8 protein-coding genes are annotated in these 14,791 nt (G+C 69.7%); 5 read left to right on the top strand and 3 right to left on the bottom strand.

Features of this window, described 5'->3' with window-relative positions; all coding sequences use genetic code 11:
- Positions 1-38 precede the first annotated feature (38 nt).
- Positions 39-908 carry a DMT family transporter gene (locus V6M51_RS07460; RefSeq protein ID WP_332766303.1) on the top strand — a complete coding sequence of 290 codons (870 nt, stop codon included), beginning with the start codon at positions 39-41 and terminating at the stop codon, positions 906-908.
- Positions 909-966: 58 nt separating this feature from the next.
- Here the strand turns inward: V6M51_RS07460 and V6M51_RS07465 are convergent, their stop codons facing one another.
- The gene (locus V6M51_RS07465) at positions 967-1,395 is read right to left on the bottom strand and encodes a YkvA family protein (RefSeq protein ID WP_332765980.1); all 429 of its coding nucleotides are present in this window, start codon (positions 1,393-1,395) and stop codon (positions 967-969) included.
- Positions 1,396-1,446: 51 nt separating this feature from the next.
- On the opposite strand from V6M51_RS07465, the gene V6M51_RS07470 reads away from it, so the two are divergent.
- Both V6M51_RS07470 and V6M51_RS07475 read left to right on the top strand, forming a co-directional pair.
- Entirely contained in the window at positions 1,447-2,226 is a 780-nt protein-coding gene (locus tag V6M51_RS07470; RefSeq protein WP_305677353.1) for an SDR family NAD(P)-dependent oxidoreductase, read from the top strand.
- A 117-nt stretch (positions 2,227-2,343) separates the two neighbouring features.
- Complete coding sequence (locus V6M51_RS07475; protein WP_332765981.1) at positions 2,344-5,043, top strand: PAS domain-containing protein; 2,700 nt, start codon at positions 2,344-2,346, stop codon at positions 5,041-5,043.
- Positions 5,044-5,218: 175 nt separating this feature from the next.
- Here V6M51_RS07475 and V6M51_RS07480 read toward each other — a convergent pair whose 3' ends face one another.
- Positions 5,219-6,700, bottom strand: a complete 1,482-nt coding sequence (locus V6M51_RS07480) for a helicase HerA-like domain-containing protein (RefSeq protein WP_332765983.1) — start codon at positions 6,698-6,700, stop codon at positions 5,219-5,221.
- A 250-nt stretch (positions 6,701-6,950) separates the two neighbouring features.
- Here V6M51_RS07480 and V6M51_RS07485 point away from each other — a divergent pair, with 250 nt between their 5' ends.
- Together V6M51_RS07485 and V6M51_RS07490 are read left to right on the top strand one after the other, a co-directional pair.
- Positions 6,951-8,087, top strand: a complete 1,137-nt coding sequence (locus V6M51_RS07485; protein WP_332765985.1) for an AI-2E family transporter — start codon at positions 6,951-6,953, stop codon at positions 8,085-8,087.
- Between the two features lie 211 nt (positions 8,088-8,298).
- A complete protein-coding gene (locus tag V6M51_RS07490; RefSeq protein ID WP_332765987.1) occupies positions 8,299-13,143 on the top strand; it encodes an NAD-glutamate dehydrogenase in 4,845 nt (1,614 codons plus the stop codon).
- 15 nt (positions 13,144-13,158) lie between these two features.
- On the opposite strand, the gene purH is transcribed toward V6M51_RS07490, so the two are convergent.
- Positions 13,159-14,772, bottom strand: a complete 1,614-nt coding sequence (gene purH / locus V6M51_RS07495) for a bifunctional phosphoribosylaminoimidazolecarboxamide formyltransferase/IMP cyclohydrolase (protein WP_332765989.1) — start codon at positions 14,770-14,772, stop codon at positions 13,159-13,161.
- Positions 14,773-14,791 lie beyond the last annotated feature (19 nt).

The following is a 14,791-nucleotide window of genomic DNA, read 5'->3' on the forward strand; positions in this document are numbered from 1 at the left end:
GCGTCGCCTTGACCCCGAACGTCCACGGCGCCCTGTGGATGGTCGCCTCGGCGCTGGCCTTCACCGGCATGACCACGCTGATCAAGTTCCTGGGCGACGACTATCCTGCGGCGCTGCAGACCTTCTACCGCCAGCTGGCGGGCTTCATCGTCCTCTTGCCGATCATCATCCGGCGGGGCCGCGCGGCCTATACGACGACACGGCCGGGCATCCTGCTGTTCCGCTCGGCGGCGGGCACGGTGGGGATGATCCTGTCCTTCTACGCCTTCCAGAAGATGCCCCTGGCCGACGCCAATGCGCTCTCCTTCACCCGCACCCTCTGGCTGGTGCCGCTGGCGGCCCTGGTGGTGCGCGAGACCGTGGGCCCCTTGCGGATCGGCGCCGCGGTGGTCGGCTTCATCGGGGTGCTCGTCATGTTGCGACCGGGCGTGGACGGTGCGTTCGCCATCGGCCTGCCGGCCCTGGCCATGCTGGCCTCATCCTTCCTGTTCGCGCTCACCATCACCGGCATGAAGGTGATGACCCGGGACCATTCGCCCGCCGTGCTGCTGGTCTGGGCCGCGACGCTGGGCCTGATCCTGGGCATACCGGGAGCGATCCTCACCTGGCGCTGGCCGGAGCCCTTCGACCTGGTCCTGCTGGGCGCCATGGGGGTGCTGGGGACCATCACCCAGGGCTGCTACATCAAGGGCATGTCCATTGGCGACGCCGCGGCCATGGCGCCCATCGACTATGTCCGCCTGGTGTTCACGGTGATCGTCGGGGTCTCGCTGTTCCACGAGATCCCCAGCGTCTGGACCGTGGCCGGCGCGGCCCTGGTGGTGGCCTCGACCCTGTTCATCACCTGGCGCGAGCACCAGCTCAGCAAGGCCAAGGCGGCGATCGTCGTGAGCGAGGAGCCGCTCTAGTTTTTCATTGGCCGCGCTTTCTGGCGGCGAACCGGTCGCCACTTTGCCTGAAAGCGCTTTAGTCGTCGTCGCGCTGCATCTGGGCGAGCAGGGCCTTGGCCTCGTCGCGGTGGCGGGGCTTCAGGTTCTTGCCCACCAGGGCCATGAGGGCGGCGAACACCGCGGCGTCATCGGTGAAGCCCACCACGGCCAGGACGTCGGGGATGGCGTCGGCCGGCAGGACGAAATAGGCGAGCGCCGCCATCATCATCGCCTTGGCCGTGCGCGGCGTGGCCGGATCCTTGGCGCAGAACCAGACCGAGAGCGCGTCGCCGGCGAAAGGGATCTTGGCCGCCGTGCGCCGGATCTTCGGCCAGAAGCCCTTGGCCACCCGCTGTTCGTTGACCTGGACCACCGACGGGACCAGGGCCCGGGCCGGATCCAGGGCCTGCTTGGGGTCGAAAGCGCCGCCGTTGACGTGGCGTGACGCTTTTGAGTCTGCGCTCATCGGGCTAAAGCCTCCGACATCAGTTTAGACGAGAACGGGAGCCAAGCGTCCATGAAACTCGATTCCTCCATCGCCGCGGTCGTCACCGGCGGCGCCTCGGGCCTCGGCGAAGCCACCGTGCGCCAACTCGCGGCCCACGGCGTCAAGGTCGCCATCTTCGACATGAACGAAGCCAAGGGCGAAGCGGTCGCAAAAGAAGTGGGCGGCGTGTTCTGCAAGGTCAATGTGACCTCGGACGACGAGGTCGACGCGGCCTTCGCCAAGGCCCGCGCGGCCCACGGCCAGGAGCGGATCCTGGTCAACTGCGCCGGCACCGGCAACGCGGCCAAGACCGCCAGCCGCGACAAGACCACCGGCGAGACCCGCCACTTCCCGCTCGACGCCTTCAACATGATCATCCAGATCAACCTGGTCGGCACCTTCCGCTGCATCGCCAAGTCGGCCAAGGGCATGCTGGACCTGGAGCCGATCGACGGCGAGCGTGGCGCCATCGTCAACACCGCCTCGGTGGCGGCCGAGGACGGCCAGATGGGCCAGGCGGCCTATTCGGCGTCCAAGGGCGGCGTGGTCGGCATGACCCTGCCCATCGCCCGCGACCTGGCCGGCGACGGCATCCGGGTGAACACCATCCTGCCCGGAATCTTCAACACCCCGCTGATGAACGCCGCGCCGCCGCAGGTGAAAGAGGCCCTGGCCGCCTCGGTGCCCTTCCCCAAGCGGCTCGGCAACGCCGAGGACTACGCCTCCCTGGCGCTGGAGATGATCACCAACGGCTATTTCAACGGCGAGGACGTGCGCCTCGACGGGGCGATCCGGATGGCCCCGCGCTAGGTCATGGTGGCGGACTGGTTCGCAAGGCCGGTCCGCCTCGTCCATGACGCCGCTTTACCTGCGCCTCGTTTCGGCTTTCCGTAGGCGCGGAGTGCTTTGTGGGGGCGTGAACGCGTCATGATCGGACGTTGGGCGCAGAGGTTCGCCACCGCGATCGAACATCCGGCGGCGGCCTATGCCACGGCCCTGGGCGCGGTGGCGCTCGCCAGCGGCCTTCATCACGCCGCGGGCTTCATCCTGCCCCATCCCCCCAACTTCATGGCCTTCTATCCCGCGGTGCTGTTCGCGACCCTGGTGGCGGGCCTGCGCGGGGGATTGATCGCCACCCTGGCCAGCGTCGGCGTCGTGGCCGCGCTGTGGATGGACGTCCCGAACTATTCGCAGCTCATCTTCTTCGTGGTGACGGCGCTCACCACCGTGGTCATCGCCAAGGCGCTGCGCCTGGCTATCGTCCGCGGGGTCGCCGCCGAGGAGCGGTTCCGGATCTTCCAGGAGCACGGACTGGACGCCTTCGTCATCCTCGAGGCGGTCATCGAGGACGGGACAGTCGTCGACTTCGCCTGGGTCTACGCCAATCCCGCCGCCGAGCGAATCGCCCCGGACGGCGTCGAGGGCCTGGTCGGCCGTCGGGTCAGCGAGGCCTTTCCCGGCGAGACCGGAGCCGAGACCATCGCCCGCTTCACCGCGGTGATGGCCTCCGACGGCCCGGACGATATCGAGGTCCGTCGTGTCATCGACGGCCAGGAACGCTACCTGCGCTCCAGCGCGGTGAAGCTCGAGGGCGGCGTGGCGGTCTCGTTCCGCGACGTGACCGCGCAGCGCGAGGCCGAGGCCGCCGCCGTCCGGGGCCGCGACCAGTTCCGCAACATCGCCAACGCCGCGCCGGTGCTGATCTGGATGAGCGGAGTCGACCAGCGCGCGAGCTGGTTCAACGACACCTGGCTGGCCTTCACCGGCCGCACCCTGGAACAGGAACGGGGCCGCGGCTGGCTGGAGAATGTCCATCCCGACGACCGCGAGCCCCTGCTGGCGGCCTATGCCGAGCATTTCGCCCGGCGCGAGTCGGCGCGACTGGAATACCGGATCCGCCGTCACGACGGCCGCTACCGCTGGCTGGACGAGGCGGCCGCCCCGGCCTTCGACGGCGAGGGCGCCTTCATGGGCTATGTGGGCTCGTGCGTCGACGTGACGGACCGGCGCGTCGCCGAAACCGCCCTTCGCGAAGGCGAGGCCCGCGTCCGCGCCCTGGTCGACAGCCTGCCGCAGCTCATCTGGTCGAACCGGGCCGATGGCTACTGCGACTATCTGAGCCCGCAATGGACCGCGTTCACCGGCGTCTCGGCGCCTGAGCACTATGGCGAGGGATGGCTGCAGGCCGTGCATCCCGAAGACCGCGACGGCGTCCGGGAAGCCTGGTCCCAGGCGGTGCGGGGGGGCCTGCCCTACGATATCGAGTACCGCATTCGCCGCAATGACGGGGTCTATCGCTGGTTCAACGGTCGCGCCTCGGCGATCCGCGATCCAAAAGGGGACATCCACCGCTGGTTCGGCGCCTCTACCGACATCACCGAGATCGTCGAGGCCCGCACCGACCTGGAGGCCCGCGTCGCCGAACGCACCCGCGAACTGCAGCAGAGCCTGGAGGAGCGGGCCCGCGCCGAGGCCGCCCTGGCCCAGGCCCAGCGGCTGGAGACCGTCGGCCGCCTGACCGGCGGGGTCGCGCACGACTTCAACAACCTGCTGACTGTCGTGATCGGCGGCCTGGACATGATCCTGCGTCATCCGGAGGACACCGCTCGGGTGCGCCGGCTGGGCGAAGCGGCCCTGGCCGCGGGCCGTCGCGGTGAGCGCCTGACCCGCCAATTGCTGGTCTTCGCCCGCCGCCAGGAGCTGAAGCTGGAGGTGGTCGACGTCCACGGCCTGATCGAACAGGTCGAGCCCCTGGCGCGCCGCGCCGGCGACGAGAGCGTCCTGCTGACCTTGAGCGGCGATCCCGGAGTGGGCATGAGCCGGCTGGATCCGGCCCAATTCGAGGCCGCCCTGCTGAACCTGGTGGTCAACGCCGTCGACGCCACCGCCGACCAGCCCGGCGCGCGCGTGGAGATCGCCACCGCCCGCCGCACCCTCGCAGAGGGCGAGGTCGCCGGCGCCCAGGCTGGCGACCACATCGTGGTCAGCGTGATCGACACCGGCGCGGGCATGGCGGCCGAGACGCTGGAACGGGCCTTCGAGCCCTTCTTCACCACCAAGGAGGTCGGCAAGGGAACGGGTCTGGGGCTTGCCCAGGTCTATGGCTTCATCAAGCAGGTCGGCGGGGCGGTGACCATCGAGTCCGAACTCGGGCGCGGGACCACCGTGGCGCTCTACCTGCCTGCCGCCGAACCTGAGGCGCGGGCCGAGCCGCCCGCCGACCACGCCGATGACGACGGCCGGGCGCGGGGCGCGCGGATCCTGCTGGTGGAGGACGACAGCGCGGTGCGGGCGGTCACCGAGGGCCTGCTGGCCGATCTCGGCTGCCGGGTGACCAGCGAGGCCGACGGGCCCTCGGCCCTGCTCCGGCTCGCCGGGCCGGAGCGCTTCGATCTGCTGATCTCCGACGTGGTCATGCCGGGCGGGGTGAATGGGGCGGAACTCGCCCGCGCCGTGCGGGCGCGCCATCCCGACCTGCCGATCATCCTCACCACCGGCTATGCCGGCGACCGCCTGCACGGGGCGCCGGACGCCTCGTCCTGGCCTGTTCTGCGCAAACCGTTCCGCGCCGAGCAGCTCGCGGCGGCCGTCCGCGACGCTCTGGGAGAGGCGCGAGTGGGCGTTTAGGGGGGCGGAGATCAGTTCCTCCCCCAGCGCGCAGCGCGATTTGGGGGAGGTGGCTCGGAGCGAAGCGGAGAGACGGAGGGGGTTGAAGCGCGCCAGAAGGAGTCAAAGTCCCCCTCAGTCGGCTTCGCCGACAGCTCCCCCAGGAGGGGAGCATCTTCGTGAAGGACGCCGCCCCTTACCGCCGCTTCTTCAGGCTGCCCATCAGCCCGCGCATCAGTTCGCGGGCGATAGTGCTGCCGGCCTGGCGCAGCAAGGACTTGGCGAAGGCCTCGCCCATGCCCTGGCGGTTCGAGGCGCGGGCGCGCGGCTGCGCGCGGCGGGTCGGTTCGTCGTCCGGCTCCGCGGCCCGGCGGGCGGGCGGGGCTTCCGCGACCTCGGCCGCGGCGACCGCGCGGGCCTTGAGGGTCTCGAAGGCGCTCTCGCGGTCCTTGGCCGCGTCGTAGAGCCCACGCACCGGGCTCTGGCCCATGACCGCCGTGCGTTCGGCAGGCGTGATCGGACCCAGGCGCGAGACCGGCGGGCAGATCAGGGTCTTCTGCACCACCGTGGGCGCGCCGCGCTCGTCCAGCACCGAGACCAGGGCCTCGCCCACGCCCAGGCCCTGGATCGCCTCGGCGGTGTCGAACGCCGGGTTCTCCCGGAAGCTCTGGGCGGCGGCGCGCAGGCCCTTCTGCTCGGCCGGGGTATAGGCGCGCAGCGCATGCTGGATGCGGTTGCCCAACTGGCCCAGCACCGTCTCGGGGATGTCGGCCGGGTTCTGGGTGACGAAATAGACCCCCACCCCCTTGGAGCGGATCAGGCGGACCACCTGCTCGACCTTTTCCAGCAGCGGCTTTGGGGCGTCCCGGAACAGCAGGTGCGCCTCGTCGAAGAAGAAGGCCAGGCGCGGCTTCTCGGAATCTCCCACCTCGGGCAGTTCCTCGAACAGCTCGCTCATCAACCACAGCAGGAAGGTGGCGTAGAGCCGCGGGCTGGCGATCAGGCGGTTGGCCGCCAGGATGTTGACATAGCCGCGCCCCGAGCCGTCGGCGCGCATCAGGTCGGAGAGCTGCAGGGCGGGCTCGCCGAACAGCCCCGCCCCGCCCTGGTCCTCCAGCATCAGCAGCTTGCGCTGGATAGTGGCCACGGTGGTGGGCGAGACGTTGCCGTACTTGGCGCCCAGCGCCGAGGCGTTGTCCGACGCGAAGGTGAGCGCCGCCTGCAAGTCCTTCAGGTCCAGCAGCAGCAGGCCCTCGTCGTCGGCGGCGCGGAACACCACCGTCAGCACGCCCTCCTGGACGTCGTTCAGCTCAAGCATGCGCGAGATCAGCAGCGGGCCCATCTCCGAGACCGTGGCGCGGATCGGGTGGCCCTGCTCGCCGAACAGGTCCCAGAACACGACGGGGGCGGCGGCCGGGTGGAGCGTCAGCTTCATGGTCGCGGCGCGGGCCAGCATCTTCTCGTTGGGCGCGCCGATCGCGGCGATCCCGCAGAGGTCGCCCTTCACGTCGGCCGCGAACACCGGCACGCCGGCGTCCGATAGCCCCTGCGCCAGGATCTGCAGGGTGACGGTCTTGCCGGTCCCCGTGGCGCCGGCCACCAGGCCATGGCGGTTGGCGCGGTCCAGCCGCAGCATCTCCGGATGGTCGGAAAAGCCGATCATGACGCCGTCGGACATCGTTTGCTCCCAAACACTTCGTACGGTCGGCCAAGCTATCCGCGCCATGCGCCGGCGACCACCGGCAAACGGGGCGCGAAATGTGAATGCCGATTACCTGTAGAATCCGAGCAGGTTGGACCGAAATTTAACGAACTGACGGCAAAACACCTGCAATTCCCGCCCGAACCAGGGTAGGGATCGCCAAAATTGACGCGGACCTCCCCGACGCGGACAGTCGCGGTCGACCAGGGAGCTCCGCGAGAGACCGATGCCCGAAGCCGCCTCCCAATCGACCGTCACCCGCACCGCCACGGTCATCCTGTCGGTGATCGCCTGCGGGGCGGCGCTCTACTGGCTGCGGGGCATCCTAACCCCTCTGGCCCTGGCGGTCTTCCTGGCGGTGATGATCGACGGATTCGCCCGGGTGATCCGCTCGCGCCTACCCTGGGTCAGTGAAAAGGCCGCCCTGCCGGCGGCCATCGTGCTCTCGGTGCTGCTGTTCGGCGGCTCGACCTTCGTCATCGCCGAGAACGCCACCAGCTTCGTCGGGCAGCTGGTCGCCTACACGCCCCGCCTCAACGGCCTGATCGCCCAGGTGGCGGGGCTGCTGGGCATGGACGTGCCACCGACGGTCAACGAACTCTTCGTCCGCCTGAACCCCAGCGCCTATCTGGCCGACGTCGCCAAGGGCCTGCAGGGCTTCGCCTCCGACGCCTTCTTCATCCTGATCTATCTCGGTTTCATCATCGCCTCGCGGCGCGGGTTCCAGCGCAAGGTGGTGGGCCTGTTCCCGCACCATGCCGAACGCGCCGAAGCCATGGCGGCCTTCCGCCGCATCCGCGACGGGGTGGAGCGCTATCTGTGGGTCCAGACGGTCACCGGCCTGATCATCGCCGTGGCGTCCTGGATCGCCATGGCGGTCATGGGCCTCGACAATGCGATCTTCTGGGCCTTCCTGATCTTCATCGCCTCCTACATCCCGGTGATCGGCGGGGCGGTGGGCATCCTGGCGCCGCCGATCTTCGCGCTCATCCAGTTCCCGACCTTCTGGCCGGCGGTGATCCTGCTGGGGGTGCTGCAGGCCATCCAGTTCGTGGTCGGCAACATCATCCTGCCGCGCATGCAGGGCGACAGCCTCAACATGGACCCGGTGGTGGTCCTGCTCAGCCTGGCCTTCTGGGGCGTGCTGTGGGGCATGGCGGGCATGTTCCTGTCCACGCCGCTCACCGTCATGGCCATGGTGATCCTGGCCCAGTTCAGCGGAACCCGCTGGCTGGCGGTGCTGCTCTCGGCCGACGGCGAGCCGGAGAAACTGCGCGAACACAAGCCGACCGGCAGCCCGGACAAGAAACCCGCGCCCGAAAGGCGCACCCCCGCGTCACGTAAGCGTGAACCCATATCCTGAAAACCAGGGTCTTCAACTTGGCTTTTTCCTACCTATCTCAGTGCTGTTCGGGAAACCCCCGATCTCCTGGCGACGCCGGCTTTAGCCCCAGCCGCCGCGAGCCCCGAGTGTTCCGCCTCGCCCCCCAGGGCGGAACAACGCGCCGCCGGACTCTCTCCTCCGGCGGCGTTCTCGTGTCCGGAAGCTCCCGTCTTGAGAATGGAGGCGGGTCATGAGCAAGGCTCCCAGAAAAAGCTCCGCCCAGCGCGCCCTGATCGCCGCCTTCGGCAAGCTCGTCGGCGACGAGAGCGACGCGGCCCGCGACTTCATCGCCCAGGCGGCGGAGGACGCGGCCCCGGACGAACTGCCCGAGATTCCGACCGCGGCGCTGGCGGCCCTGCTGGCCGACTTCTGGGTCTTCGCCGCCACGCGCAAGGGTTCGGCCCCGGTGGTCCGGCTGGTCCCTGTGGACGGCGTCCCGGAGCTGGAACGGCTGGAAATCCTGCAGAACGACGCGCCCTTCCTGGTCGACAGCGTGATGGGCGAGATCGCCGATCAGGGGCTGTCGGTCCGGGCCATGTTCCACCCCATCGTCGCCGTGGCCCGGGACCGCAAGGGCGCGCGGCTGGCCGAGGGCGCCGCCCGCCGCGAGTCGATGATCCAGGTGATCCTGGAAAAGGTCGGATCCGATCGCGAGGCCGCCCTGGTCGCCGGACTGAAGGCGACACTCGATGACGTGCGCGCCGCCGTCGACGACTTCCCGGCCATGCTGGCCCTGATGGCTCGCGCCATCGCCGAGCTGAAGATCTCGCCCGCCAGCGCCGCCCGCGACGAGGACGCGGCCTTCCTCGAGTGGCTCCACGACGAGCATTTCGTCTATCTCGGCGCGCGAATCTACGAGTATCCGCGCCTGAAGAACGGCGACTATGCCGCCGAGGAACCGCTCTTCCTGCCCGAGGATGGCCTGGGCGTGCTGCGCGATCCCACGCGCACGGTCCTGCGCCGCACCTCCGAGCCCGCCCTGCTGACCGCCCAGATCCAGGCCGGCCTGGGCGCCGATCCAGTAACCGTGGCCAAGTCCAACGTCCGCTCGCGCGTCCATCGGCGCGGCTACATGGACTATGTGGGCGTCAAGCGTTACGGCGCCGACGGCAAGCCCTCGGGCGAGATCCGCTTCGTCGGCCTGTTCACCGCCGAGGCCTATGACGAGCCGGCCCATAGCGTGCCGTTGATCCGCGCCAAGGCCGCCCACGTCCTGGCCCGCGCCGGCAAGGTTCCGGGCAGCCACAACGAAAAGCGCCTGCGCAACATCCTGGAGAGCTATCCCCGCGACGAGCTGTTCCAGGCGGCCGAGGACGACCTGCTGGCCATGTCGTTGGCCATACTGCACCTCTATGACCGGCCCCGGGTGCGGCTGTTCGAGCGGCGCGATCCCTTCGACCGCTTCGCCTCCGTCCTGCTCTACGTGCCGCGCGAGCGCTACGATTCCGACCTGCGCGAGCGGGCCGGCGACATGCTGGCCGAAGCCTATGGCGGCCGGGTCTCGGCCTATTATCCGACCTTCTCGGACTCGCCGCTGGCCCGCGTGCACTTCATCATCGGCTTCCAGCCCGGCGCCCATGACGAACCCAACCTGAAGGCCGTCGAGGCGCAGATCGCCGCGGCGTCTCGCACCTGGTCCGACCGTTTCGCCGCGGCCGTGCGCGGCTCGGGCCGCGCCACCCAGCAGGTGGCCCAGATCGTCGGCCGCTATGCCGAGGCCTTCTCCGCCGGCTACCGCGAGCGCTACCACGTCGAGGAGGCCTTGGCCGATATCGACGTCATCGAGAGCCTGACCCCCGGCGAGCCGGTGCGGGTGCGCGCCTTCCGCCGGGCCGCCGACTCGAAGACCCAGTTCCGCTTCAAGCTCTACCGCCCGGGCTCGCCCGCGCCCCTCGCCGACGTTCTGCCGATCCTGGAGAACATGGACCTCAAGGCCATGGTCGAGAACGGCTTCCCGGTGACGCCGGCCGGCGCGCGGCGGGTCTATGTCCACGAGTTCGAGATCGACGACGCCAACGGCGAGCACCTGGTGTTCGATGACCTGCGCGCTGCCTTCGAGGACGCCTTCGTGGCGGTCTGGACCGGCGCCACCGAGAACGACGGCTTCAACCGCCTGGTGCTGGAGCTCTCCATCTCCTGGCGCGAGGCCGCCCTGATCCGGGCCCTCTCACGACATCGCCAGCAATCGGGCCTCGATCCCAGCCAGCGGGTCACCGAGACCGCGCTCTCCAACCATCCGGGCGTGGCGCGGTTGATCCTCGACCTGTTCCGCACCAAGTTCGACCCGGCCATCGCCGCCGATCTGAACGCCCGCTCCGCCCAGGCCGTGAAGGTCATGGACGAGATCACCTCGGCCCTGCAGCTGGTCGAAAGCCTGGACGACGATCGCGTCCTGCGCCGCCTGGCCCTGCTGGTCGCCGCCACCGTGCGGACCAACTACTACCAGCTCGACGCCGAGGGCCGGGTGAAGCCCTATATCAGCTTCAAGGTCGCCTCCCCGCAGGTGGCCGACCTGCCCCTGCCCAAGCCCTATCGCGAGATCTTCGTCTGGGCGACTCACCTGGAGGGCGTGCACCTGCGCTTCGGCCCCGTCGCCCGCGGCGGCCTGCGATGGTCCGACCGCCGCGACGACTTCCGCACCGAGGTCCTGGGCCTGGTGAAGGCCCAGCAGACCAAGAACGCCGTCATCGTGCCCGTGGGCTCCAAGGGCGGCTTCTATCCCAAGCAGCTGCCCAAGGGTGGAACCCCTGACGCCATCCGCACCGAGGCCATCCGCGCCTACAAGACCTTCCTCTGCGGCCTGCTCGACCTCACGGACAACCTCGACGCCGACGGCAAGGTGATCCATCCGCAGGGCGTCGTGGTGCATGACGGGGACGACCCCTATCTGGTGGTCGCCGCCGACAAGGGCACGGCGACCTTCTCCGACATCGCCAACGGCGTGGCCGAGTCCTACGGCTTCTGGCTGGGTGACGCCTTCGCCTCGGGGGGCTCGGCGGGCTACGACCACAAGGTCATGGGCATCACCGCCCGCGGCGCCTGGGAAGCGGTCAAGCGCCACTTCCGCGAACTGGGCAAGGACATCCAGGCCGAGCCCTTCACCGTGGTCGGCGTCGGCGACATGTCCGGCGACGTGTTCGGCAACGGCATGCTGCTCTCCACCCAGATCCGGCTGCAGGCGGCCTTCGACCACCGCCACATCTTCATCGACCCCGATCCGGACATCGCCGCCGCCTACAAGGAGCGCGAGCGGATGTTCGCCCTGCCGCGCTCCTCCTGGGACGACTACGACCGCAAGAAGATCTCCAAGGGCGGCGGGGTGTTCCCCCGCAGCCTCAAATCGATCCCGCTCAGCCGCGAGATCAGGGCCTTATTGGGGATCGAGGCCGACAGCCTGACCCCGGCCGAGCTGATGCACGCCATCCTCAAGGCGCCGGCCGAGCTGCTCTATGTCGGCGGCATCGGCACCTATGTGAAGGCGCGAGGCGAGACCCACATCGAGGTGGGCGACAAGGCCAATGACGCCATCCGCGTCAACGCCGAGGAGCTCAAGGTCCAGGTGATCGGCGAGGGCGCCAATCTCGGACTCACCCAGGCCGGACGCATCGCGTTCGCGCTGAAGGGCGGACGGATCAACACCGACGCCATCGACAATTCCGCCGGGGTCGATTCCTCGGACCACGAGGTCAATATCAAGATCCTCACCGGCATGCTGGAGCGTAACGGCGTCTTCAACCGGCCCAAGCGCGACAAGCTTCTGAAGTCGATGACCGAGGACGTTGGCCGCCACGTGCTCGCCCACAACTACGACCAGACCCTGGCGCTCTCGCTGATGGACCTGGACGCCCCGGGGGAGCTGGAACCGCACGCCCGGTTCATGAGCCTGCTGGAATCCCGCGGCCAGCTCGACCGCGCGGTGGAGGGCCTGCCCGACAACAATGCGATCGTGGAACGCCGTCAGGCCGGCAAGGGCCTGACCCGCCCGGAGGAGGCCATCCTGCTGGCCTACGGCAAGCTGGAGCTCAAGCGCCACATGATCGAGAGCGAGGTCCCGGACGACGCGTTCTTCGAGGACGTCCTGGAGGGCTATTTCCCCAAGGGGGTGCGCAAGTTCGACGAGGCCCTGCGCCGCCATCGCCTGCGCCGCGAGATCATCACCACCGTGACGGCCAACGACGTCATCAACCGATGCGGACCGTCCTTCCCCGAACGGCTGATGGCCGCGGCCTCCTGCGACGTGACCGCCTTCGTCACCGCCTATGAGGCGGCCAAGGCGGTGCTGGGCCTGCCGGCCCTCTGGAACCAGGTCTCGGCGCTGGACGGCAAGATCCCGGCGGCGGGCCAGATGGCCCTCTATCGGCGCCTGGCCTACACCCTGCGCGGCGAAACGTTCTGGCTGGCCCGCCGCGCGGCCCGCTCCGGCGGCGGGGTCGAGGCCCTGGTCAAGCGCTACGGCCCCGGCGCGGCGACCCTGAAGAAGCTGATCCCCGAGATCCTCTCACCGGTGGAGCGCGAGCGCCTGGAAACCCAGGTGGTCCGCATGATCGAGGCCGGGGCGCCCGAGGATCTGGCCCGCCCGGTCGCCAACCTGCAGCCCCTGACCACCGCCGTCGACCTGGTCGACCTGGCCGACGCCTCGAGCTGGGCCCTGGCCAACGTCGCCCGGCTCTATCACCAGGTCGGACGCATCTTCGCCTTCGATCGGCTGCGCGCCGCGGCCGGCGGCTTCACGGCCGGCGACAGCTTCGAACGCACCGCCGTCCGGCGCCTGGTGGAGGATCTGCTGGCCGAGCAGGCGGCGGTCACCCGCGCGATCATGGCCTTCGCCGGCAACGCCCAGGCCGGCGAGAGCGCCGAGACCGCCCAGGCCGCCATCGGCTCCTGGACCGCCCTGCGCCGCGACCTCGCCGAGGCCGCCCGCAAGTCGGTGGAGGAGATCGAGGCGGCCGGCGGTGGCTGGAGCTTCGCCAAGCTCACCATCGCCAACGCCGCCCTGCGCGAACTGGCGAGCGCCGACGTGGGGAAGAAGCGGTAGGGCCAGCCCGGCGGGCTAGTGCCGGAACACCCGCACCCCGGTGAAGGCCATGGCCAGTCCGGCGGCGTCGGCGGCGTCGATCACCTCCTGGTCGCGGATCGAGCCGCCCGGCTGGATCACCGCGGTCGCGCCAGCTTCCGCGGCTTGAAGCAGGCCGTCGGCGAAGGGGAAGAAGGCGTCGGAGGCGCAGGCCGAGCCCCTGGCCAGCGACGCCGGCAAGCCCGCGGCCTCCGCCGCCTCGCCCGCCCGCAGAGCCGCGATCCGCGCCGAGTCCTTGCGGTTCATCTGGCCCGCGCCAATGCCCGCCGTCTGGCCGTCCTTGGCGTAGACGATGGCGTTGGACTTGACGTGCTTGGCCACCGTGAAGGCGAACAGCATGTCGGCGATCTCGCTCGCCGTCGGCTGGCGTTTGGTGACGATCTTCAGGTCGGCGGCCGTGATGTGGGCGGTGTCGCGGCTTTGCACCAGGAAGCCGCCGGCCACCTGCTTGTAGACCTCGCCCGCCGCGCGTGGATCGGGCAGGCCGCCGGTGAGGAGCAGGCGCAAATCCTTCTTCTTGGCGAACAGGGCGATGGCGTCCTCGTCGGCCTCGGGCGCGACCACCACCTCGGTGAAGATCTTGATGATCTCGCGGGCCGCGGCGGCGTCCAGTCGGCGGTTCACCGCCACGATGCCCCCGAAGGCCGAGACCGGGTCGCATTGCAGGGCGCGCTCATAGGCGCTCTTCAGGTCGGGACCGAGCGCCACGCCGCAGGGATTGGCGTGCTTGATGATCGCCACGGCGGCAGAGGCGGCGGGATCGAACTCCGCCACCAACTCGATGGCCGCGTCGGTGTCGGCGATGTTGTTGTAGCTGAGCGCCTTGCCCTGCATCTGGCGGGCGGTGGCGACGCCGATGCGCGGGGTTTCCTCGGCGTAGAAGGCCGCCGCCTGGTGCGGGTTCTCGCCGTAGCGCATGGTCTGGACCAGCTTGCCGGCGAAGGCGCGGCGCGCGGGCGCGGTCTCCCCCAGCGACTTGGCGAACCAGGCCGAGATGGCCGCGTCATAGGCCGCGGTGCGGGCATAGGCGCGGGCCGCCAGTTTCTTCCGGAGCTCCAGGCTGGTGCCGCCGTCGGCCTTCAGCTCGGCCAGCACCTCTTCCAGATCGGCGATCTCGGTGCAGACGGCCACATAGCCGTGGTTCTTGGCCGCCGAGCGGACCATGGCCGGACCGCCGATGTCGATGTTCTCGACGCAGTCCTCGAAGGCGCCGCCCTTCGCCACTGTGGCCTCGAACGGATAGAGGTTCACATAGACGATATCGATGGCCCCGATGCCGTGGTCGGCCATCGCCTTGGCGTGGTCGGGCGCGTCGCGCACCCCCAGCAGCCCGCCATGAACGATGGGGTGCAGGGTCTTCACCCGCCCGTCCATCATCTCGGGAAAGCCGGTCAGGTCCGAGACGTCCTTCACCGCCAGGCCGGCAGCGGCGATGGCGGCGCGCGTGCCGCCGGTGGAGACCAGCTCGACGCCCAGCTCGGCCAGAACCTTGGCGGCGTCGACAAGTCCGGTCTTGTCGGAAACCGAGATCAGGGCGCGCTTGGGCGCGACACGGTCGGGAGCGGGCGGGAAATTCGGCGCGGCGGGCACGGCAGTCTCCTGATGCGTT

It is taken from the genome of Phenylobacterium sp., assembly GCF_036677185.1.
Classification (GTDB): Bacteria; Pseudomonadota; Alphaproteobacteria; order Caulobacterales; family Caulobacteraceae; genus Phenylobacterium.

Coding starts and splice junctions, on each gene's coding strand:
- V6M51_RS07460 (WP_332766303.1), top strand. CDS start 39: ATGGTCGCCTCGGCGCTGGCCTTCACCGGCATGACCACGCTGATCAAG.
- V6M51_RS07465 (WP_332765980.1), bottom strand. CDS start 1,395: ATGAGCGCAGACTCAAAAGCGTCACGCCACGTCAACGGCGGCGCTTTC.
- V6M51_RS07470 (WP_305677353.1), top strand. CDS start 1,447: ATGAAACTCGATTCCTCCATCGCCGCGGTCGTCACCGGCGGCGCCTCG.
- V6M51_RS07475 (WP_332765981.1), top strand. CDS start 2,344: ATGATCGGACGTTGGGCGCAGAGGTTCGCCACCGCGATCGAACATCCG.
- V6M51_RS07480 (WP_332765983.1), bottom strand. CDS start 6,700: ATGTCCGACGGCGTCATGATCGGCTTTTCCGACCATCCGGAGATGCTG.
- V6M51_RS07485 (WP_332765985.1), top strand. CDS start 6,951: ATGCCCGAAGCCGCCTCCCAATCGACCGTCACCCGCACCGCCACGGTC.
- V6M51_RS07490 (WP_332765987.1), top strand. CDS start 8,299: ATGAGCAAGGCTCCCAGAAAAAGCTCCGCCCAGCGCGCCCTGATCGCC.